Origin of the sequence: Methanobrevibacter woesei, assembly GCF_003111605.1 — an archaeon.
Taxonomy (GTDB): Archaea; Methanobacteriota; Methanobacteria; order Methanobacteriales; family Methanobacteriaceae; genus Methanocatella; species Methanocatella woesei.
In genome coordinates, this window is the sequence record NZ_MZGU01000004.1 from 389,168 (window position 1) to 410,997 (window position 21,830).

Genomic DNA, 21,830 nt, shown 5'->3' on the forward strand with positions numbered 1-21,830 from the left:
TTATTAATGATGAGTTCAATATATTATATTATTCTATTTTGAATTCGCTATTACACAATTATCAAATTATTATTTAAGGTGATTAAATGCCTGCAATGAGATATAGATCAAGATCATACAAAAGAGTTAATAAAAAAACTCCTGGTGGAAAAAATGTATTAAGGTACAAAAAGAAAAAACCATCTAAGCATGTATGTGCTGAATGTGGTGCTGTTTTACATGGTGTTCCTCGTGGACGTCCATATGAAATTGGAAAATTATCCAAAACCCAAAAAAGACCTAACCGTCCATTTGGTGGATATTTATGTCCTAAATGTGCTCGTAAACATTTTAAAGATGAGGCTAGGAAATAATGATTATAACTATCGGTGGGTTAGCTGGAACTGGTACAACAACAGCTGCCAAAGTATTATCTGAAAAATTAGATGTTCCTTTTGTTTCTGCAGGTTCCATTTTTAGAGACATGGCTAAAGAAAGAGGAATGTCTGTTCTTGAGTTTAGTGAGTTTGCTGAAAATAATACTGACATCGATAAGGAAATTGATAAAAGACAAGCTGATCTTGCTGAATCTTCAGAAAATCTTATTATTGAAGGAAGACTTTCAGCTTACTTTGTTAAGGCTGATTTAAGAATATGGTTATTTACACCATTCGATGTTCGTGCTGAAAGGATTGCAGATAGAGAATCAAAAACTGTTGATTTAGCTAAACACGAAATTGAAATACGTGAAAAAAGTGAAGCTTTAAGATATTTAGATATTCATAATATAGATATCACTGATTTAGATATCTATGATTTAGTTATAAACACAGGTAGCTTTGCACCTGATGAAATAGCTGAGATTATTTTAACAACATTAAAGGTGATTTAAATGGCATCTATTGAAGTAGGAAGAGTATGTGTAAAAACTGCTGGTAGAGAAGCAGGAGAAAAATGTGCAATCGTTGAAATTATTGATGAAAACTTTGTTGAAGTAGTTGGAGAATCTGTAAAAAACAGAAGATGTAATATTGCTCACTTAGAACCAACAGCTGATTCTGTTGATGTTTCTGGTGATATTGATTCTATTAAAGCTGCTTTAGCTGATTTATAATTGAATAATTAACTTTTAATTATTCTTTTTATACTATTTTTTGACTTATTTTTTCATCATTACTTTATTTTTAGGGATTTTATGAAATCAACTCTTTTAACTAAATCTTTAAGTTTTACTAATCCAGATTTTGGTTGTAAACCAGAGGAAAGACCTATTGAAGAATATATTTCTAATGCTGTTATTAATTTAGATAAGACTTCTGGACCAACTTCTCATGAAATCGATGCATGGGTAAAACGTATTTTGCATTGTGAGAAAACTGGTCATAGTGGAACTTTAGACCCTAAGGTTACTGGTGTTTTACCTGTTGGGATTGATAATGCAACTCGCGCTATTCAACTCCTGTTAAGTGCACCAAAAGAATATGTTTGTTTAATGAACTTACATAAGGAAGTTCCTGAAGAGGATATTAGAAGAGTGTTTAATGAATTTACTGGTAAAATATATCAGCTTCCACCTGTTAAGTCTGCCGTTAAAAGGGAATTAAGAGCTCGTAATATCTATTATTCTACTATTTATGAAATTGATGGTAGAGATGTTCTATTTAGGATTGGATGTGAATCTGGAACCTATGTTAGAACTTACTGTCACAATATTGGTGAAGCTTTAGTTGTTGGAGCTCATATGGCTGAGTTAAGAAGAACTCAAGCAGGTTCTTTCAATGAAAAAAAGAATCTTGTTACACTTCAAGATTTAACTGATGCATATTATTTCTATAAAGAAGATGGTGATGAATCCTTTTTAAGAGAAACATTAATGCCAATGGAAGTAGTTGCAGATCATTTACCTAAGATTATTGTTAAAGATTCTGCTGTTGATGCAATTTGTCATGGTGCTGATTTGGCTAGTGGTGGTGTTTCTAAGTTATCTGATAACATTCAAAAGAATTCTCTTGTTGTTATTGAATCTTTAAAAGGAGAATTGATAGCTAGTGGTAATGCATTAGCTAGTAGTAATGAGATTTTAGAGTCTCAATCTGGTTTTGTTGTTGAAACTTCCAGTGTTTATATGAAACCTGGTGTTTATCCAAGATTATGGAAGTAAGTTACTTTTTCTTAAAACCAATAGGTTTATATACTTTAAGATTAATATATTAAGTTATCATGTTAATCTTGATTAATATGATGGGCAAAGTATTTTTTTATACTTAAGGCTTTTTCAAGTAGTGATGCCGAGATAGTCTAGCCTGGTAAGGCGCAAGACTGGAAATCTTGTGGGGACTTTCCCCGCCTGGGTTCAAATCCCAGTCTCGGCGTTTATTAGTTTTTAACATACGATTTTTTTTAATTTTTGCTTTTTTGCATGATTATAAATTATTTGTTAAACTGATATTTATGCACTCTTAGTTAAAGAACTAAGTTTTATATTGTTGAAAAAACTGTGTTTTGATAAATTCAAAACATTCGAATCTAGTATTTTAACGTCTCGTAGATTCGCTCTATAAATGGAGGTTATTTAATGGAAGACGATTTTAAGCACTTAGTGCGTATTTCTAGAAAGGATGTAGATGGTAATAAAACCATTGAACAAGCTTTAACCGATATTAAAGGTGTCGGAATATCTTTATCCAAAACATTGTGCCGTACTTTAGATTTAGATTTAAAATCTCAAATTGGTTACATTGCTGACGAAGATGTTTTAAGAATTGAAGAAATTTTAGAAAATCCTCAAAAATTTGATATCCCTACTTGGATGTTAAATCGTAGAGAAGATTATGAAACTGGTGACGATCTTCACTTAATTGAATCTGATCTTGATATGACTTTAAGAGATGATTTAAACAGAATGAAGAAAACCAGAAGTTACAAAGGTAGAAGGCATGAAGTTGGTTTACCTGTTAGAGGTCAAAGAACCAAATCTACTTTCAGACATAGTTCTTCAGTCGGTGTAAAACGCGGTAGATAAGTAAGGAACTATTTTTTAGAATTAATATAAATACGATTTAAATTAATTTATTAAGGAGATATTTTAATGGGACAACCTAGAAAATCAAGGAAAAAGTATAATACACCACCACATCCTTGGAATGCGGAAAGAATTAAAGATGAAAACAAATTAATGGCTAAATACGGCTTAAAAAACAAAAAAGAAATCTGGAAAGCTGATACTTTAGTCAGAAAATACAGTAGGGAAGCAAGATACTTACTTGGTTTTGCTACTGATCAAATGCAAGAAGAGAAATTAGAATTATTAGGACACTTAGCTAGAACTGGTGTTTTGCCTGAAAACGCTGCTCTTGAAGATATTTTAAACTTAACTGTTGAAGATATCTTAAGAAGAAGATTACAAACTGTCGTTTACAGAAAAGGTTTAGCTCGTACTCCTAAAGAAGCAAGGATGTTTGTTGTACATGGTCACATAACTTTAAACGGTAAAAAAATCAACTCACCAAGTTATGTTGTATTAAAAGGCCAAGAAGACGATATTGGATTCTATAAATCTTCACCTGTAGCTAAACAGATTGAAGAATACAACAAAAGTAAAGACAACAAAGCTAACGTTGAAGAAAATGCAGAATAAAGGGTGTAATTATGGCAAAAAATGAAAAATGGGGTATAGCTAATATTTACTCATCATTCAATAACACTATTATCACTGTAACTGATATTACTGGTGCTGAGACTATTTCTCAATGGTCTGGTGGAAAAGTAGTTCGTGCTGATAGGCAACAAGCTTCTCCTTTCGCAGCTATGGCTGCAGCTACCAGAATAGCTGATGATGCTAAAGAAAAAGGATTTGTTGGATTACATATTAAAGTAAGAGCTCCTGGTGGAAACGGACCTAGAAGTCCTGGACCTGGTGCACAAGCAACTATTCGTGCTTTAGCAAGAGCAGGTATTAAAATTGGTAAAATAGAAGATATCACTCCAATTCCTCATGATGGTACTGGAAGACCTGGTGGTAAAAGAGGAAGAAGAATATAATTGGAAGGGTTTAATATGGAGATAGAAATTAGAAGCCAAACTGACGATGAAATTGTTTTCGTTGTCCGTGATGCAGAAGTACCTTTTGTCAATGCTATTAGAAGATGTGCAATGGTAAATGTTCCTAAAATAGCTATTGAAAATGTAAATATCATTAGAAATGATTCCGCTATGTTTAATGAGGTACTTGCTCATAGATTAGGTTTAACTCCTTTAGTTTCTAACATTGATGCTATTGAAGGTATGGCATTACCTGAAGATGAAGATTATGAAGAATCTCAAGGCGTCATGTTTTCTTTATATGAAGAAGGACCTAAAGTTGTTTATTCCAAGGATTTAATATCTTCAGATTCAAAAATTAAACCAGTATATGATACCATACCTCTTGTAAAACTTAAAGAAGGTGAAGTTCTTAAAATTGAGGCTGAAGCAAAAGTAGGTTATGGAAAAGAACATGCTAAATGGATGCCTACAACTGTATGTGCATATAAACAATATCCTGAAATCACTTTTAATGAAGATGTTGATATTGATTATGATTGTGCAGATGCATGCCCAAGAGGAATTTTAAAATCAGATAAAAGATCTAAAAAAATTAAAGTTTTAGATATTGAAAACTGTAGTATGTGTAAAAGTTGTGTAAGAGCTTCAGTAAACAACTACATTAATGTAGGGTATCATGAAAATGATTTTATATTTAGAATAGAAACTGATGGATCAATGCCTCCTAAAGAAGTTTTATTAAAAGCTTGTGATGAATTAGGTGAGAAAGCAGAAAAATTTATCAGATTTAGTGAAGAAGGAGGAAGTAACTAATGGTTAAGAAATTAACAAAAACTAATCCTAACCTCATTGAACTTATAAAAGAACTTGATAAAAAGTATAAAAGTGAAAACGCAGCTATTTGGAAAGATGTTGCTAACAGACTTCAAAAGGCTAACAGACAAACTTCAGAAGTTAACTTATCTGATATTGCAAGATATGCTGAAGCTGACGAAACTGTTTTAGTCCCAGGTAAAGTTTTATCTAATGGTGAATTAGAAAACAAAGTAAATGTCGTAGCATTAAAATTTTCACAAAAAGCTAGAGAAAAAATTGAGAATGCTGGCGGAGAATGTATCTCCATTAGGGAAATTATGGAAGCTAATCCTAAAGGAAGCAACATTAGAATCATGGGATAAGCGAGGATGTGTTATTATGATTATTAATGGAGAAGGACATGTATTAGGAAGATTAGCTAGTGTAACTAGTAAAAGTCTTCTTAACGGTGAAGAAGTAATTATTCTCAACGCTGAAAAAATTATGATCACTGGTTCTAAAGATTGGGCTTACGCTAAATACAAACAAAGAGTAGACAGGGCAAGTATTTCTAACCCTCGTGATTTAGGTCCTAAATATCCAAGAAGACCAGATGATATATTTAGAAGAACTGTAAGAGGAATGTTACCTTATAAAAAATCTAAAGGTAGATCTGCTTATAAAGGATTAAAAGCTTATGTTGGAATTCCAGAAGAATTCGCAGATGCTGAAATTGAAAATGTTCCTGAAGCACAATTCAACAACCTTAAAAAAGGTATTGAATTAGGTGAAATTTCCAAACTTTTAGGAGCTACTTTCTAGATTTAAAGGATGTGTAATTATGGTAAAAGTTGTTCATACAAGTGGAAAACGTAAAACCGCTATTGCAAGAGGTACCGTTCAAGAAGGTACTGGTAAAGTAAGGATTAATAGACGTCCTATTGAACTTTACTCACCAGAACTTGCTCGTTTAAAATTACAAGAACCATTAACCATTGCAGGAGATCTTGCTAATGAAGTGGACATTAACATTCACGTTGTTGGTGGAGGAGTAATGGGTCAAGCTGAAGCTGCACGTATGGTTATTGCTAAAGGACTTGTTAACTGGTCTCAAGACATGGATTTAAAAGAAAAATACATCCATTACGACAGAACCATGTTAGTAGGTGACCCAAGACGTTCAGAACCTAAAAAATACGGTGGTCCTGGAGCAAGAGCACGTAATCAGAAAAGTTACAGATAAACTCTGTACTTTTTATATTTTATTTAAAAAATTTAAAAAAGATGATATAAATGATTCCTATAAGATGTTTAAGTTGCGGAAAACCTGTTTCAGCTTACTTTGATGAATACAATCAGAGAGTTGCAGCTGGTGAAAAATCTAAAGATGTCTTAGATGATTTAGGTTTAAAAAGATACTGTTGCAGAAGAATGTTGATTTCTCATGTTGAAACTTGGGAATAGGTTTAATGCAGGTTGTAGGGATATATTTTTTATTTAATTAAATTAATCATGGTATATAATGCCATTAAATTAAAGTGGAAGTAATATTTATGACTACAGAAAAATTAACAAGGTTTGAAAAAGCTAGAATCCTTGGTGCAAGAGCAATTCAAATTTCCATGGGTGCTAAACCTTTAGTAAAAATTGAAAGGTCTCTTGATCCTATTGATATAGCTTATGATGAACTCGAAGCTGGCGTTTTACCATTAGATGTGATTAGAGATGAATAAATAGTTAAATCTATTTATTCTAATTACAATTTATAAAAAAAATAAAAAATACCAACATAATTCTATAAAGAGACTTACTAATTTTTATTAAGTATAGATTATATGGTAATAAATTAACTGGCACTGAGGTGTTTTTTTTGGATAGTATAATAGAAGATGTTCAAATTCGTAAGATATTGGACAGTAGAGGTAATCCAACTGTTGAAGTAGATGTAATTACTTGGAACGGTTTTGGTAGAGCTGCTGCACCAAGTGGGGCTAGTACTGGTTCTAGAGAAGTAGTATCTTTCCCAGAAGGTGGAGTAGATGCAATTTTAAGTGAAGCTGAAGATATTATTTATTCAGAACTTATTGGAATGGATGCTGAAGATATTGTAACTATTGATGAAATTTTAAGAGAAGTTGATGGAACTGAAAATTTATCAGCTATTGGTGGTAACACTACTGTTGCTGTTTCTATGGCTGTAGCTAAAGCAGCTGCTTCTTCTTACAATTTACCATTATACAAATATCTTGGAGGAAACTTTGTAAATGAGTTACCTTTCCCTCTTGGAAACATGATGAATGGTGGAGCTCATGCAGGAATTAATGCACCAGATATTCAAGAATTCTTAGTTGTTCCTGTTGGTGCAAATAATGTTGTTGAAGCAGTATTTGCTAACTCCAGTGTCCACAAAAGATTAAAAGAATTAATCCAAACTAAAGACTCCAATTTCACTGGTGGAAAAGGAGATGAAGGTGGATGGGTACCTAACATCACTAATGATGCTGCTTTAGAAATCCAAGCTCAAGCTTGTGAAGAAGTAGGAGATGAATTAGGTATTGAAATTAGACCTTCTTTAGATATGGCTTCCTCTGAATTATGGGATGCAGATGAAGGTAAATATGTTTATGCTCAAGATGGTATTAAAAGAGATACTGGTGACCAAATTGAGTTTGTTAAAGACATTATTGAAACTTACAATATGTTCTATGTAGAAGATCCATTTGATGAATCTGATTTCGATGGATTTGCACAATTAACCGCAAAAGTTGGAGATAAATGTCTTATTTGTGGTGACGATTTATTCGTAACTAACAAAGAAATTTTAGCTAAAGGTATTGAAATGAATGCAGCTAATGCAATTATCATTAAACCTAACCAAATTGGTTCTTTATCTGAAACATATGCTACTGTTAAATTAGCTAAAGAAAATAATGTTGTCCCTGTTGTTTCTCACAGATCTGGTGAAACTACTGATGCAACTATTGCTCATTTAGCTGTTGGTCTTGGTTCTCCAATGATTAAAACTGGAGCTATTGGTGGAGAAAGAATAGCTAAATTAAATGAACTTATTCGTATTGAAGAAGAACTTCCTAATGCTCACATGGCAAGTTTTTAAGTGTAATTAAGAGGTTATAATATGGCAAAAATTACTATTGATTATGATAAATGTGAAGGAGCAGACTGTGCAGAATGTGCTGATGTCTGTCCTATGGAAGTTTTAGTTCTTGAAGGAGATAAAATTGTTATTCAAGAACCAGATGAATGCAGTTTATGCGAAGTATGTATGGATGTTTGTCCAGAAGAATGTGTTAAAGTAGAAGATGATGAATAGATTTTAAAAAATAAATATAATAAGGTGAAATAAATGTCAGAACTTTTAATTGATTTAGATAATTATTTAGCAGCAGGTTTACATATTGGAACTCAACAAAAAACTAGTGATATGGAAAAATACATATTCAGAGTAAGATCCGATGGTTTATATGTATTAGATATCCAAAAAACTGATGAAAGAATTAGACAAATCGCTAAACTTTTAGCAAAATACAACCCTGAAGACATTTTAGTTGTTGCAACCAGACAATATGGTCAAGCTCCTGTTAAAAAATTCGGTGAAATTACTGGTGCTAAAACTATTCCTGGTAGATTCATTCCTGGAACCTTAACTAACCCAACTTACAGTAAATTTATCGAACCAAAAATCATTGTTGTAACTGACCCAAGATCTGATTCACAAGCTATTCTTGAATCCAAACAAAACGGTATTCCTGTAATCGCTTTATGTGATACTGAAAACTTACTTAGTTTTGTTGATATTGCTGTACCTGTAAACAACAAAGGTAGAAAAGCTATTGCTCTTGTTTACTGGTTATTAGCTAGACAAATTTTAAGAGAAAGAGGAGACATTGCAGAAGACGCTGACTTAGACGTCGATGCAACTGATTTCGAATTAAAATTTTAAATAAGATAATATGCTAAGAGAACCTGCAGTTGCTGGAGCGTTTTATCCAGATAATCCTGGGGATTTAAAGGTAGCTATTGAAGATAGCTTCCTTTCTCCTTTCGGGATTGGTAAAATTCCAGAGGATGTTAAAAAATTTGATGGTAAGGATTATCCTATTAATATTATGGCTCCACATGCAGGTTACATTTATTCAGCTCCAATAGCTTCCCATAGTTATTATAAAATTGCAGAATATGGCATTCCTGATGTTTTTATTATTCTTTCACCTAATCATACTGGTTTTGGTAGTGAAATTTCTGTTTTTAATAAGGGGGAATGGAAAACTCCTTTTGGTTTAGTGGAAGTTGATAATGAGTTTGCAGAAGAAATCATTTCAGATTCTGAAATTGCATCTGCTGATTTTTCTGCTCATGTTAGTGAACATGCTATTGAAGTTCAACTACCATTTCTTCAATATCTTTCCAATAATTTTAAGATAGTGCCTATTGTTATGGGTACTCAATCATTGATTACTGCTAGTGATTTATCTTCATCTATTGTTAAAGCAGGTGAAAAATTAGGTAAATCTTACTGTATAATAGCTAGCACTGATTTATCTCATTTTAATACACAAGAAAGAGCTAATGAAGTTGATGGTTTTGTTTTAGAAGATATTGAGAAAATGGATGAACTTAAATTAATGGAAGAAATTATTCAGTATAATATTACTATGTGTGGCTATGGGCCTGTTATTACAACCATTCTTAGTTCTAAATTAACAGGAAAGAACTCAAGTGAAATATTAGCTTATGGGACAAGCGGAGATATTTCTAAAGATTTTTCTAATGTTGTAGGATATGCTTCAGGGATTTTTAGGTAGGTGATTTAAAATGAAAGCTATGGCTTCTGCTCCGGCGAAAACAATTCTTTTTGGTGAACATTCTGTTGTATATGGTGAACCTGCAATTGCAGGTGCAGTTAATAAAAGGGCAGTTGTTAAAATTAGACCTTCAAAATCTGATAAATCTATTTTGAAATCTTATGATTTAAATTTTGAAGCAGAATTAGATACTGAGAATAAAAAATATGTTCTTAAAAAAGGAAAACCTGGAATTATTCGATATATCTTAGAGGCTTTAAGTAAAGTTCATAATCATTCTCCTATTGAGATATTACTTTCTTCTAACATTCCTATTGGATCTGGATTAGGTTCTTCTGCAGCAGTTACAGTAGCTACACTTGCTGCATTATATAGGTATCATAATATTAGATTTAATAAGAAATCTTTAGCACATGATGCTCATATGGTTGAAGAAGCTGTTCAGGGAATCGCAAGCCCACTTGATACTTTAGTATCTACCTATGGAGGACTTGTTTATTTATCTAGAAATAAAAAAGTAGAACACTTTAAAGTTAATTTTAATGCTCCTTTTGTAGTGGGTTATACTAATAAACATGGTAATACTGGAAAAATGGTTAAGGATGTTAGACTTCTTAAAAACAGAAATCCTAAGGTTATTAATAATGTTATTTCTTCAATGGGTCAGTTAACTAATTATGCTAAACAGGCTATATTAAAAAGGGACTTTGATAAAATTGGAGAATTGATGAATATTAATCAGGGATTTTTAGATGTTTTAGGAGTAAACACTTTTGAATTATCTCGTATGGTTTATAGAGCAAGGGAATGTGGTGCAATTGGTTCCAAAATCACAGGTGCTGGTGGTGGAGGAAGTATTATTGCCCTTTGTCCTAATAATATTGATCAGGTAGCTGAAGGTATCTCAAAAGAGGATAATGTTTTAAAAATAAGATTTACTCGTAAAGGAGTTTCTTCTAGGGTTCGTGATTAACTAAGTGATTATTATGATTATTTTAAAAATTGGAGGAAGTATCCTAACTAAAAAGGATTCTATTGAAAGCGAAATTGATGAAGGTAATTTAAAAAGGATTGCATCTGAGATTAAGTCTTCTATTGATAACTCTAAAAAGGATTTAGTTATTGTTCATGGTGCAGGTTCTTTTGGACATCCTCCTGCTAAGAAATATAAAATTGGTGAACCTTTTAGTAAAGAAGAATATCCTGAAAAAAGAATAGGTTTTGCTAAAACTCAAAATGCGGTTAAAAAATTAAACATGCTTATTTGCGATGCATTAATTAAAGAAGACCTTCCAGTAGTAGCTATTCCTGCTTCTAGCTTTATTACCACCACCAATAAACGTGTTAGTGAAGGAAATTTAGACAGGTTTAATAAATTCTTAGAAAAAGGATATATACCAATCATATATGGTGATGTGGTTTTGGATAATGAATTGGAAATGGCTGTCATTTCTGGTGATCAGATTATTCAGTATTTAGCTATTAATCTAAAAGCAGACCAGGTTATTTTAGGTACTGATGTTGATGGTGTTTATAATAAAAATCCCAAAACTCATGAAGATGCAGTTTTCTTTGAAAGATTTTCTAGTCTTGATGATTTAGATACTTTAGAAGGCACCACCAATGTTGATGTTACTGGTGGAATGGTTGGAAAAATTAAAGAACTTTTATATCTTGCAGATTTAGGGATTGAATCAAAAATAATCAATGCGGATATTGAAAATAATGTTTACAAAGCACTTGAAAATGAAGAATTAAAAGGAACTATTATTTCAAAGAATTAATCATTGAAACACTTCAAAGGAGATAATGCAATGATTTCAGATAGAAAATTGGAACATCTGTTAATATGCAAATATTATGATGTTGAATTTAAAAATAAAACAACAGGGTTTGAAGATATTGAATTAATTCATCAAGCTCTTCCTGAAATAAATAAAAATGATATTGATTTATCAACATCAGTATTTGGTAAAAAAATGGAATCTCCATTATTTATTACAGCAATCACTGGTGGTCATCCTGTTGCTAAAGATATTAATAAAAATTTGGCAATAGCTGCTGAAGAAATGAATATAGCATTAGGGGTTGGAAGTCAAAGAGCAGCTATTGAACATCCTGAACTAGCTGATACTTATACTGTTGTTCGTGAAAATGCTCCTGACTGTTTACTTGTTGGAAATATTGGGGCTCCACAACTTAATTTAGCTGATAAGGCAGTTGAAATATTGGATGCAGATATTTTAGCTATTCATTTAAATCCTCTTCAGGAATCTATTCAGCCTGAAGGAGATTTGGATGCTAGAGGATTTTTAGATTCTATTTCTAAAATCTGTGATACTGTGGATATTCCTGTAATGGCTAAAGAAACAGGATGTGGAATATCTAGTGAAACTGCAAAAGATCTTGTAAATGCAGGTATTGATTATATTGATATTGAAGGTGCCGGTGGAACAAGTTGGGCTGCTGTTGAAACATATAGAGCTGACGACAGATATTTAGGTGAAACCTTTTGGGATTGGGGAATTCCTACAGCAATTAGTACTGTAGAAGTTACCTCTTCTGTTGATGTTCCTGTTATTTCTTCTGGTGGAATTCGTAATGGTTTAGAAGCTGCTAAAGCTATTGCTCTCGGTGCAGATGCTGTTGGTATGGCTTTACCATTTTTAAAAGAATCTGTAAGTGTTGAAGATATTATCGAATATATTAATAAGTTTAATGAATCTTTAAGAATTGCAATGTTCTTAGTTGGCGCAAATAACATTGAAGAACTTAAAAACTCTAATTTAATCATTAAAGGAGAAACTAAACAATGGTTAGAGGATAGAGGGTTTAACACAACAAAATATTCAAGGAGATAAAATTATATGAGTGTTGAAGTAATCGCTATAGGCGGATACGAGGAAGTTGGAAGAAACATGACTGCTGTTAAGGTAGGGGAAGATGTTATCATTTTTGATATGGGAATTCACCTTGACAGGATTAGTATCCACGAAGATACTGATATTGATAGAATGCACAGTTTAGATTTAATTGAAAGAGGAGTAATTCCTGACGATACCTTAATGAAGGATGTTGATGGTAAAGTTAAAGGAATTGTATTTTCTCATGGTCACTTAGACCATATTGGTGCTGTAGCTAAATTAGCACATAGGTATGATGCTCCTTTAATTGGTACCCCTTATACTGCTGCATTAATCCAAAAACAAATTAATGGTGAGCGTAAATTTAAAGTAAACAATCCAATTAAAACTTTAAATCCTGGAGGAAAAATGAAATTGTCTGAGGATATTACATTGGAATTTGTTCAATCTACTCACAGTATTCCACAGGCTGTATTTCCAGTATTACACACTCCAGAAGGAATTATTGTTTATGCTTTAGATTTTAAATTTGATAATCATCAAAAAGTATCTCCACCACCTGATTACAGGAGATTAAAAGAGTTAGGTAGGAAAGGAGTATTAGCGCTCATTGTTGAATCAACTAATATTAAAGATACTAATGAAGTAAAAACATACTCTGAAAGAATAGCTAGGAATATTTTAGAGGATTTAATGAGAGGACCTCTTTATGAGAAAACTGGTATGATTGTTACTACATTTTCTTCTCATGTTGAAAGGGTCCAAACTATTGCAGATATTGCTAAAAAAAGTCATAGGGAAATTTTATTCCTTGGAAGATCTATGGAAAGATTCTGTGGTATTGCAGAAAGTCAGGGAATCTTAAAATTACCTAAAAATTCAAGTATTTATGGAAGTCCTAAAGCAGTAAATAAGGCTTTAATGAAAGCTGAAGATAATCGTGAAAAATATTTACTTGTAACCACAGGACACCAAGGAGAACCAGATGCATTACTTCCAAGAATAGCTAATGGTAAAACTCCATTTAACATAAAAAGAGGAGATAATGTAATTATTTCTGCACCAATTATTCCAAATCCAACTAATGCTGCTAACAGACATATTATGGAACGTAGATTAAAGGCAAGTGGTGCAAGAATTTATGCAAATGCTCATGTTTCTGGTCACGCAGGTCGTGAAGACCATAGGGACTTTATTAGAATGTTAAAACCACAACATATTATTCCAGCTCACGGTGATTTGTCAATGCTTTCTGCATATGGTGAATTAGCTGAAGAAGAAGGATATAGAATTGGAAATAATGTTCATATTTTAAGAAATGCACAAGCACAAGTTTTTAATGGTTAATTAATATTTTTTAGTAAAAATTAATACTGTGATTGGATATATTAATATATAATTGGAGGAAATTATATGAGTGATGTGAAAGAAGTTCTTGGTTTATATTCTGGAGATATTTTTAAAAGTATTGAAGATAATTTATCTACAATTACTCCAAATACTCTTCAAGAAGCTTCAATCTATTTAACTAAAGCAGGAGGTAAGATGTTAAGGCCTTGTTTAACTCTTATCACTTCTGAAGCTGTTGGAGGTTCAAAAGAAGATGCACTTAAATCTGCTACAGCTATTGAATTGATTCATACTTTCTCTTTAATCCATGATGATATAATGGATGACGATGATATGAGGAGAGGTATGCCTGCTGTTCATAAAGTTTGGGATGAAGGTTTAGCTATTTTATCTGGGGATACTTTATTCTCAAAGGCTTTTGAAATTATTGTAGACTGTGAAAATGCAGATGCTTCCAGATTAACTAAAACTATTGGCACTGTAGCTGATGCATGTGTTAAAATATGTGAAGGTCAAGCTTTAGATATTAGTTTTGAAGGAAGATATGATGTAACTGAAGAAGAGTACATGGAAATGATTTTCAAAAAAACTGGTGCTTTAATAGCTTCTGCAACTAAAGCTGGAGCTATTATGGGTGGAGCTAGTGATGAAGTCATTGATGCAATGTATGATTATGGTAGGTTGATTGGTTTAGCTTTCCAAATTCAGGATGATTATTTAGATCTTGCAAGTGATGAAGAATCTCTTGGTAAGCCTATTGGTAGTGATATAGCTAAGGGAAAAATGACTTTAATTGCAGTTAAAGCTTTATCTGAATCTGAAGGTGAAGACCATGATAAATTATTAAATATCTTAAAAGATGATAATTCTTCACAAGAAGATATAGATACTGCAATCGATTTATTCAATAAATATGGTTCTATTGAATATGCTAAAAATGTCGCTCAATCAAATGTATCTGAAGCTAAAGAACTATTAAAAATATTACCTGAATCTGCTTCTAAAGATGCACTTATGGATATTGCAGATTTTGTACTTGAAAGACATTCCTAAATTTATAATTTAATGCTTCCCTTTGGAGGCATTAGCTATTCTTTTTTTTATTAATTTTTAAAATAAGTTAAATTACTGCTTTTTTATCTTTTCTAACTGCTTTTTAAAACGGTCTTCGTAGTTTTTAGCAATGTCTTCATATTGGTTCCAGATACCAATGGCTGAGTAGGGAATTACACTTTTTTTATCCTCTGAAAACTTTGCATAGATATGGAGTAATTCTTTTGAATCTGATGTAATCATTTTTACAAAGGGAATATTGGCTTTGTAGATAGCTAATCCTTCTTTTTTAAATAAGTCTATAACATCAATCTTTTTATTTTCAATATATGTGTAAGGAGAAGCAAGGATGTTTATGTCAACTTCATTATTTTTATCAACTAATGCATTTATTATGGCTTCATATTCATCCTTGAAAAGAAATCCTATTCTAAGTGAAAGAGTTTCCTTTGATCTTTGAATAATCTCAAGTTCCTTTTGAATAATATTTGGGATTCCACTTATTCTCCAAATTGGAGCCTGCACTTGACTTATTTCATGTTCATAAATGGAATTAAGAGTAACTATTGTTTTATCAAGACTTTCTGTAAATTTTTCCTTTTCTTTTTCTAAAGTTATAAGTGGGGACTTAACATGATAAATCAGTGGCCTTCCATTTTCAATCTCAATGTATTCTTTTTTAGCTAGTGATTTTAAGACATCATATATTTTAGTTCTTGGAATTGTTGACTCTTCACTGATTTTAACTGCAGTAGCTGAAATTAAGGAGGTTAAAGTTATATATGCAGTTGCTTCATAAGTGGAAAGGCCCAGTTTCTTTAGATTATTTACATGTTCCTGAATCATGATTATAGTTATGATTTCAGCTATTATAATGTTACCTTTTAACTAAGTTTGGTTACATTGGAATAAAAACAGATTTTTTGTTAAGTGTACTTATCACTTTTTCACTTTTTTGCACTTTTGTTAAGTACACTTATCACTTTTTTTCTAAATCTTTTCTTTTCAACAGCTATTTGTCACTTTTTACCCAAAATAAGTTACAAAATATTAATATACTTATAAACTCAACCTCTAATTAGGTGTTAAATATGAGTGACATGTTTTGTTATCAATGTTCCCAAACTGCAAGGGGAACTGGATGTACTGTAAAAGGTGTTTGTGGAAAAGATGCTCTTGTAGCAAGACTTCAGGATAACTTAATTTATGCAATGAAAGGTATCAGTGCATATAACTACAATGCAAATGTTTTAGGCGAAAAAGATGATGAAGTTAATGAATTCTTAACAACTGGACTTTATACAACCTTAACCAATGTTAACTTTGATGCAGAAGATTTAATTGATTTAGGCTTAAAAGCAGGTGAAGTTAACATTAAAGTAATGAAATTGCTTAAGGAAGCACATATCAAAAATTATGGTGAACCTGTACCTGCGGAAGTGCAAGTTGGAGCAGAAGAAGGTCCAGCTATTATTGTAACTGGACATGACATTAAAGCACTAGCTGAACTTCTTAAACAAACTGAAGGAAAAGGAATTAAAGTTTACACACACAGTGAAATGCTTCCAGCACATGGTTATCCAGAACTTAACAAGTATGACCATTTGGTTGGTCATCTTGGAAAAGCATGGTTTGATCAAAAAGAAATATTTTCAAAATATAATGCAGCTATTTTAGCAACAAGTAACTGTGTGCTTCTTCCTAAAGATGACTATGCTGATAGAATTTTCACTATGGATGTTGCTAAATTACCAGGTGTTCCAAAAATTGAAAACTACGATTTCACTCCGGTAATTGAAAAAGCTCTTGAACTTGGTGGATTAGAAGCTGAAGAAAAAGAGGTAATTACAACTGGTTTCGGATTATCCACTATTCTTTCATTGGCTGACAAAATTAAAGAGTTAGTTGAGGCAGGCAAAATCAGAAGATTCTTTGTTGTTGGAGGATGTGACAGCCCTAACCCTAAATTAAACTACTACAGAGAATTTGTTGAAAACTTACCTGAAGACACTATTGTTTTAACTTTAGCTTGCGGTAAATTTAGATTCAATGATCTTGATTTAGGAGATATTGAAGGAGTTCCACGTTTAATTGATTTAGGTCAATGTAATGATACTATTGTAGCTATTGACTTAGCAGTTGCATTATGTGATCTATTTGAATGTGAATTAAATGACTTGCCATTAACCATTGTTTTAAGCTGGATGGAACAAAAAGCAGTAGCAATCTTATGGAGCTTATTATATTTAGGAAAAACAGATATGTATATAGGTCCTGTTTTACCTGCATGGGCAAATGATGATATTATAAATTTCTTAGTTGAAAATTATAATTTAACCCCAATTGGTGAACCACTTGAGGACATTAAGAAAATAATGGGTGAATAAATAATGGTAGATGAAGATATTAAATCAAAAGCACTCTTTGTTGAAGGATTAATTGATTACCAGGATAACTCTGTAGTAAGCCGTGAACTTATTAAAAAAGAACTTGGTACTGTAACAATCTTTGCTTTTGATAAAGGACAAGGCTTAAGTGAACATAGTGCTCCTTTTGATGCTATGGTTCAAATTGTAGATGGTGAGGCTGAAATTACAATTGATGGTGTAAAAAACACTGTTAAGAAAGGTGAAATGATTATAATGCCTGCAAACATACCTCATGCACTACAAGCTGTTAACATGCCTTACAAAATGATGTTAACAATGATTAAGTCAGATTAAATTCTGACTATTCTCTTTTTTTTTTATTTTTATTTGGATTCTATATCGGTTGCTTCTAATTTGAATATAACTGGTCTTAAACCATCATTACAACACACAATAGCTATTCCTGGTTCTTTAATCCATGTTCCAGAGTAAAATGTTTCTGTTGCTCCATGTGCAAGTGCAAATACATATTGGTATATTGCTTTCCATGCTTCATCACAAAAGCCTTCAGGTTTTGCATAATCTGCATAAAATACTGCATTATCTTCCATTAAAGGACATTTAGGAAAGTCATCAATTCCATATTCTTTAGCTAAATCCTCTTGTATGGTTCTTTTTAATATAGTAATTTTAACTTTTTTCATTACTCTCACCTATAATCTTAAATATTATCTTTCGCTATATTAAGTTATAGATTAATGGAGCTTATTTTGATGTACAGCCGAGAAAGTAAAAAGAAAATGTATTTTGAAAGAATTTCTGCCAAAGGAAATGAAACTGATTTTACAACTCATTTTAATGCAATTGAAGAAATTAAAAAAGGAAATAGGCCAGAATATCTTTCACAAAAACAATATGAAGACTCAGCTATTGAAATCATTGAAAAGGATTTTAATGAAGATGAATTAATAAAAGGAATATTAGAAGACTTAGCTAGTGAAGAAGTGGCTGTCTTAAGGTTTTATGGAGTTATCTGGGAAGTTTCAAGAAAAGACAATAAAACTGAAAAAATGTATGTTTTCAACAGCTCCTTTGAAGATGAAGAATTTATCAATAAACAGGAAAGGGTAATTGATGAGCTTATGGAGAAAGTAAATCAAGAATCTATATTTTTACTATTTGGTGGCCTGTACAGACTTTCAAATGACCGTATAGGAATGTACAAATAGCTATTTTTTAATATATTTCTTTTCAAATGCTCTCATTTAATCTTTATAACTATTTTTCAGGTAATTTATATTCATGCAAAGGAAAGGGATTGCTAATCTTCCAATTCATGGAGGTCATCCACCAAGATGGTTATTTAAAAGGATGGTAAAATTATCTGGAGCTATTGTTGAGGTTATTCTTGAAGAATATGGTGTTCACGAGTTTCTTGAGAGAATATCTAATCCATACTGGTTTCAATGCTTTTCTTGTGTAATTGGATTTGACTGGCACTCTTCAGGAACTACAACAACTACTTGTGGTGCATTAAGGGCCAGTTTAAATGCTCAGGACCATGGAATTGTTGTTTTGGGAGGTAAAGGTGCTAATTCAAGAAAAACTCCTTCACAAATTGAAAAGAAAGGAGAATTTTTCAATTTAGGAGATAAAAAGATTGATGAGTTAGTGCGTACAAGTAAGCTAACAGCTAAAATAGATAATTCATGTATACAGGATTACTACACACTTTATCAGCATAATTTCATTTTAACAGAAAAAGGGGACTGGGCTGTAATCCAGCAGGGTATGGATACCAATACCAAGTATGCAAGGCGTTATCACTGGATGAGTGATGATTTAGATAGCTATTTAGAGGATTCACATAGTGCAATTTCCTGTGATATTAAAAGAGATTCTACATTAAATATGGCATCAAAAAAAAGTAAAGAAGCTCAAAAAATTAGTGTTGACTTAATCTGTGATAATCCAGACCATCTTAAAAGATATTTTAAAAGAAGGGATCCTCATCAAACATTGTTAAGTGATTTTGGAGCTCAGCCAATGTTTACAATGCCTGCTCACCATCCAGTGCTTGATATGGATTTATCTGATAGGGAATTCCAAGTTCTGAAAAATGCGTGGGAGATTCAGCCTGAAAACTATGAAGAATTAATATTGCTTAAGGGTATTGGTCCTAAAAAAATAAGGGCACTAGCTTTAATTTCAGATTTAATATTTGGTGAAAAAGCTAGTTGGGAAGATCCTGTAAAATATAGCTTTGCTCATGGTGGGAAAGATGGTTTTCCCTACCCTGTTGATAGGGAAGTTTATGATCATTCCATTGAAACAGTTAAGGATGCTCTGTATAAAGCAAAAGTAGATGATAAGAATAAGTATGATGCAATAAAACGTTTAAATGTTTATATGAATCAGTAATTATTCTTCTTTTTTCCACCAGATTAATACCCAGTCAGCTTTATCTTTCTTATTATATAATTTTCCTGTTTCAGGGTCTTTTTTAAGAATTCTATTAAGATATTCTTTTAATTTTTCTTTTTCTTCATCATTTAATAAGTCTAAGCGGAATTTACCATTATCCATAGCTTCTTCAATGCTATCATATTTTCTATATTCTTTAATATCTAACCTTTTAGTGTTTGGATAAATTCCCATATTGTAAAGGATGTTAAAAATGTAGTTGTATCCAGGGAAGGTTTCCTGTTCCTTTCCAATAAATTCGTTAAATTCTGTTTCTATTTGCCAGTTTTCAGGACCGAAAATTGTTATAAAAACATACTTGTTAGCTATTTTATTCATCTCTTCTAAGGTTTCTTTAATTGGTACAACACCATTTAAAGACCTTGATGATATAACAACATCATAATTTCCAAGTTCTTCATGATTTATGTCTTCTATTGGTTGAAAAATAGTATGTACATTGGTCATGTTTTCTTCATCTGCTTTTTCTCTTAAATATTCAAGCATTTTTATAGAAGAGTCTAGACCAGTTATGCTTTTTACTTTTTCAGCTATTGGTAATGTTATAGATCCTTCACCGCAACCTAAATCAAGTACTGTATCTTCTTCATCTAAGATTAACTCATCAAGAAGCAATTCTTTATATTCGTCTTTTGTTGCTCTTTTATAGAATCCAGGAGCTGCCTTATCCCAATCTTTCTTCTTATCAGTTTTATTTTCTAATTTTTCCTGCCAAAATTTAACCCAGTTAAGTTGATCGGGGTCACCAACGCATTGTTTTTTCATTTTTAATTCCTCAATTTATATTCACTTTATAATAATATAGTTATGCTTTTTATTTTTTTGGATTATTAGAAACTTTTATTAGTTACAATAAGGTAATATTTAACCTAATGACTGGAAAGAAATTTTTTTTACTATGTTTTATTATAGCTATTATAGTATTTTTCTGTAGTTTTTATTGGGGTTTTTACATTAAAGAGGACACATTCCTTGAACAATTCTTAGAAGTTGATTCCTCTATTTTAACTAATGTAAAGTTAATTTAATTAAACTATTTTAGTTTTACCAGTTAACACATTCATATAATCTTTGTAGTTTTCTTTAAGTAGCTCTGGAATGTTTAACTCATAAGGACATTTGTCAATACATTGCATACATTCAGTGCATTCTTGTGTTTTCTCCATTTTCTTTTGATATTCTTCTGTTAGGCAAGGTTCAGTTGGAAATCTTCTAATCCAGAGAGACATTCTAACACAAGTGTTTATTTCAATTTCTTCAGGACAAGGCATACAGTATCCACAGCCTCTGCAGAAATCATTTCCCAATTCTTTTTTATCTAATTCAATAGCTTGTTTTAATTCATCAGTCATTTCAGGGGTGTTTTCCTGATATGATAGGAATTCATCAAGTTCGGACTCTTTCTGGATTCCCCATATTGGAAGGACATTATCAAAATTCATCATAAAGCTATAAGCTGCTTTTGAATTTTTAATCAATCCTCCACCCATTGCTTTCATAGCTATAAACCCAATATCTAATTCTTCACATCTTTTAACAAGTTCCAATTCTTTTTCACCAGTTAAATATGAAAATGGATATTGTAATGTTTCATAACATCCAGATTCTATTGCTTCACTAGCTATTGTGTATTTATGGGAGGTTATACCAATATGGTTGATTTTACCTTCTTCTTTAGCTTCCATCATTGCTTCATATAATCCAGATCCATCATCTGGCTTTGGACAAAATGATATATTGTGGAACTGATACAAGTCAAGATAGTCAGTTTGAAGTTCTTTTAATGTTGTCTCTAGGTCTTTCCAGAATTCTTCAACAGTTTCCATACCAGTTTTAGAGGCAATGAAAACATTTTCTCTAACATCTTTTAAAGCATTTCCAAGTTTTTCTTCACTATCTGTGTAGAAACGAGCAGTATCATAGAAATTTATACCATTTTCATAGGCTTTTTTAATAATTTTTTCAGAATCTTCTTTATCTGCTCTTTGGATAGGAAGTGCGCCAAATCCATTTTTATTTACAATTAAATCAGTCTTTCCAAGTCTTATTTTGTCCATATCAATCACTTT

General features: G+C 31.8%; 30 protein-coding genes and 1 tRNA gene. 27 read left to right on the plus strand and 4 right to left on the minus strand.

Annotated elements, in window-relative coordinates; all coding sequences use genetic code 11:
- Positions 1-86: 86 nt before the first annotated feature.
- From MBBWO_RS04515 to idsA, 23 genes are all read left to right on the plus strand, one after another.
- Entirely contained in the window at positions 87-353 is a 267-nt protein-coding gene (locus tag MBBWO_RS04515; protein ID WP_116669686.1) for a 50S ribosomal protein L34e, read from the plus strand.
- Entirely contained in the window at positions 353-871 is a 519-nt protein-coding gene (gene cmk / locus MBBWO_RS04520) for a (d)CMP kinase (protein ID WP_116669687.1), read from the plus strand. Before MBBWO_RS04515 ends, cmk begins: the two co-directional genes overlap by 1 nt.
- The gene (locus MBBWO_RS04525) at positions 872-1,093 is read left to right on the plus strand and encodes a 50S ribosomal protein L14e (RefSeq protein WP_116669688.1); all 222 of its coding nucleotides are present in this window, start codon (positions 872-874) and stop codon (positions 1,091-1,093) included. It begins immediately after the preceding gene.
- Between the two features lie 81 nt (positions 1,094-1,174).
- A complete protein-coding gene (locus tag MBBWO_RS04530) occupies positions 1,175-2,140 on the plus strand; it encodes an RNA-guided pseudouridylation complex pseudouridine synthase subunit Cbf5 (protein ID WP_116669689.1) in 966 nt (321 codons plus the stop codon).
- Positions 2,141-2,266: 126 nt separating this feature from the next.
- Positions 2,267-2,351: transfer RNA gene (locus MBBWO_RS04535), tRNA-Ser, on the plus strand.
- A gap of 203 nt (positions 2,352-2,554) precedes the next feature.
- Complete coding sequence (locus tag MBBWO_RS04540) at positions 2,555-3,001, plus strand: 30S ribosomal protein S13 (RefSeq protein WP_116669690.1); 447 nt, start codon at positions 2,555-2,557, stop codon at positions 2,999-3,001.
- A 66-nt stretch (positions 3,002-3,067) separates the two neighbouring features.
- Positions 3,068-3,616, plus strand: a complete 549-nt coding sequence (locus MBBWO_RS04545) for a 30S ribosomal protein S4 (protein ID WP_116669691.1) — start codon at positions 3,068-3,070, stop codon at positions 3,614-3,616.
- Between the two features lie 11 nt (positions 3,617-3,627).
- Positions 3,628-4,020, plus strand: a complete 393-nt coding sequence (locus MBBWO_RS04550; RefSeq protein ID WP_116669692.1) for a 30S ribosomal protein S11 — start codon at positions 3,628-3,630, stop codon at positions 4,018-4,020.
- Positions 4,021-4,035: 15 nt separating this feature from the next.
- Positions 4,036-4,836, plus strand: a complete 801-nt coding sequence (locus MBBWO_RS04555) for a DNA-directed RNA polymerase subunit D (RefSeq protein ID WP_116669693.1) — start codon at positions 4,036-4,038, stop codon at positions 4,834-4,836.
- Positions 4,836-5,201, plus strand: a complete 366-nt coding sequence (locus MBBWO_RS04560; RefSeq protein WP_116669694.1) for a 50S ribosomal protein L18e — start codon at positions 4,836-4,838, stop codon at positions 5,199-5,201. The genes MBBWO_RS04555 and MBBWO_RS04560 overlap by 1 nt, the downstream gene beginning before the upstream one ends.
- Before the next feature lie 16 nt (positions 5,202-5,217).
- Positions 5,218-5,640, plus strand: a complete 423-nt coding sequence (locus MBBWO_RS04565) for a 50S ribosomal protein L13 (RefSeq protein ID WP_116669695.1) — start codon at positions 5,218-5,220, stop codon at positions 5,638-5,640.
- A 19-nt stretch (positions 5,641-5,659) separates the two neighbouring features.
- Positions 5,660-6,061 carry a 30S ribosomal protein S9 gene (locus MBBWO_RS04570; protein ID WP_116669696.1) on the plus strand — a complete coding sequence of 134 codons (402 nt, stop codon included), beginning with the start codon at positions 5,660-5,662 and terminating at the stop codon, positions 6,059-6,061.
- 50 nt (positions 6,062-6,111) lie between these two features.
- Positions 6,112-6,282 (plus strand): DNA-directed RNA polymerase subunit N, encoded by a 171-nt coding sequence (locus tag MBBWO_RS04575; RefSeq protein WP_116669697.1) that lies wholly within the window; start codon positions 6,112-6,114, stop codon positions 6,280-6,282.
- A gap of 74 nt (positions 6,283-6,356) precedes the next feature.
- Positions 6,357-6,551 carry a DNA-directed RNA polymerase subunit K gene (locus tag MBBWO_RS04580; protein ID WP_116669698.1) on the plus strand — a complete coding sequence of 65 codons (195 nt, stop codon included), beginning with the start codon at positions 6,357-6,359 and terminating at the stop codon, positions 6,549-6,551.
- Between the two features lie 137 nt (positions 6,552-6,688).
- Complete coding sequence (gene eno, locus MBBWO_RS04585) at positions 6,689-7,933, plus strand: phosphopyruvate hydratase (protein ID WP_116669699.1); 1,245 nt, start codon at positions 6,689-6,691, stop codon at positions 7,931-7,933.
- Positions 7,934-7,954: 21 nt separating this feature from the next.
- Complete coding sequence (locus tag MBBWO_RS04590; protein WP_116669700.1) at positions 7,955-8,149, plus strand: 4Fe-4S dicluster domain-containing protein; 195 nt, start codon at positions 7,955-7,957, stop codon at positions 8,147-8,149.
- Positions 8,150-8,182: 33 nt separating this feature from the next.
- Positions 8,183-8,779 carry a 30S ribosomal protein S2 gene (gene rpsB, locus MBBWO_RS04595; protein WP_116669701.1) on the plus strand — a complete coding sequence of 199 codons (597 nt, stop codon included), beginning with the start codon at positions 8,183-8,185 and terminating at the stop codon, positions 8,777-8,779.
- Positions 8,780-8,789: 10 nt separating this feature from the next.
- Positions 8,790-9,641 carry an AmmeMemoRadiSam system protein B gene (amrB, locus tag MBBWO_RS04600; RefSeq protein WP_116669702.1) on the plus strand — a complete coding sequence of 284 codons (852 nt, stop codon included), beginning with the start codon at positions 8,790-8,792 and terminating at the stop codon, positions 9,639-9,641.
- A 10-nt stretch (positions 9,642-9,651) separates the two neighbouring features.
- Positions 9,652-10,614 (plus strand): mevalonate kinase, encoded by a 963-nt coding sequence (mvk, locus tag MBBWO_RS04605; RefSeq protein WP_116669703.1) that lies wholly within the window; start codon positions 9,652-9,654, stop codon positions 10,612-10,614.
- A gap of 13 nt (positions 10,615-10,627) precedes the next feature.
- A complete protein-coding gene (locus MBBWO_RS04610) occupies positions 10,628-11,425 on the plus strand; it encodes an isopentenyl phosphate kinase (protein ID WP_116669704.1) in 798 nt (265 codons plus the stop codon).
- A gap of 30 nt (positions 11,426-11,455) precedes the next feature.
- Complete coding sequence (gene fni / locus MBBWO_RS04615) at positions 11,456-12,502, plus strand: type 2 isopentenyl-diphosphate Delta-isomerase (protein WP_116669705.1); 1,047 nt, start codon at positions 11,456-11,458, stop codon at positions 12,500-12,502.
- 6 nt (positions 12,503-12,508) lie between these two features.
- Positions 12,509-13,852, plus strand: a complete 1,344-nt coding sequence (locus tag MBBWO_RS04620; protein WP_116669706.1) for an RNase J family beta-CASP ribonuclease — start codon at positions 12,509-12,511, stop codon at positions 13,850-13,852.
- Between the two features lie 66 nt (positions 13,853-13,918).
- Positions 13,919-14,908: a short chain isoprenyl diphosphate synthase IdsA gene (gene idsA, locus MBBWO_RS04625; protein ID WP_116669707.1), complete on the plus strand. Its 990-nt coding sequence runs from the start codon at positions 13,919-13,921 to the stop codon at positions 14,906-14,908.
- Between the two features lie 72 nt (positions 14,909-14,980).
- Here the strand turns inward: idsA and MBBWO_RS04630 are convergent, their stop codons facing one another.
- Positions 14,981-15,754: a TrmB family transcriptional regulator gene (locus MBBWO_RS04630; protein ID WP_116669708.1), complete on the minus strand. Its 774-nt coding sequence runs from the start codon at positions 15,752-15,754 to the stop codon at positions 14,981-14,983.
- 245 nt (positions 15,755-15,999) lie between these two features.
- Between MBBWO_RS04630 and hcp the strand changes: the two genes are divergently transcribed.
- Together hcp and MBBWO_RS04640 are read left to right on the plus strand one after the other, a co-directional pair.
- Positions 16,000-17,295, plus strand: coding sequence for a hydroxylamine reductase (gene hcp / locus MBBWO_RS04635; RefSeq protein WP_116669709.1), 1,296 nt, complete (start codon positions 16,000-16,002; stop codon positions 17,293-17,295).
- A gap of 3 nt (positions 17,296-17,298) precedes the next feature.
- Positions 17,299-17,631 (plus strand): cupin domain-containing protein, encoded by a 333-nt coding sequence (locus MBBWO_RS04640; RefSeq protein WP_116669710.1) that lies wholly within the window; start codon positions 17,299-17,301, stop codon positions 17,629-17,631.
- 29 nt (positions 17,632-17,660) lie between these two features.
- Here MBBWO_RS04640 and MBBWO_RS04645 read toward each other — a convergent pair whose 3' ends face one another.
- Positions 17,661-17,981: a TIGR04076 family protein gene (locus tag MBBWO_RS04645; protein WP_116669711.1), complete on the minus strand. Its 321-nt coding sequence runs from the start codon at positions 17,979-17,981 to the stop codon at positions 17,661-17,663.
- 66 nt (positions 17,982-18,047) lie between these two features.
- Between MBBWO_RS04645 and MBBWO_RS04650 the strand changes: the two genes are divergently transcribed.
- Together MBBWO_RS04650 and MBBWO_RS04655 are read left to right on the plus strand one after the other, a co-directional pair.
- Entirely contained in the window at positions 18,048-18,506 is a 459-nt protein-coding gene (locus MBBWO_RS04650) for a hypothetical protein (protein ID WP_133241502.1), read from the plus strand.
- Between the two features lie 73 nt (positions 18,507-18,579).
- Positions 18,580-19,698, plus strand: coding sequence for a DUF763 domain-containing protein (locus MBBWO_RS04655; RefSeq protein WP_116669713.1), 1,119 nt, complete (start codon positions 18,580-18,582; stop codon positions 19,696-19,698).
- On the opposite strand, the gene MBBWO_RS04660 is transcribed toward MBBWO_RS04655, so the two are convergent.
- Together MBBWO_RS04660 and MBBWO_RS04665 are read right to left on the minus strand one after the other, a co-directional pair.
- Positions 19,699-20,526, minus strand: coding sequence for a class I SAM-dependent methyltransferase (locus tag MBBWO_RS04660; protein ID WP_116669714.1), 828 nt, complete (start codon positions 20,524-20,526; stop codon positions 19,699-19,701).
- A gap of 263 nt (positions 20,527-20,789) precedes the next feature.
- Positions 20,790-21,818, minus strand: a complete 1,029-nt coding sequence (locus tag MBBWO_RS04665) for an aldo/keto reductase (RefSeq protein WP_116669715.1) — start codon at positions 21,816-21,818, stop codon at positions 20,790-20,792.
- Positions 21,819-21,830 lie beyond the last annotated feature (12 nt).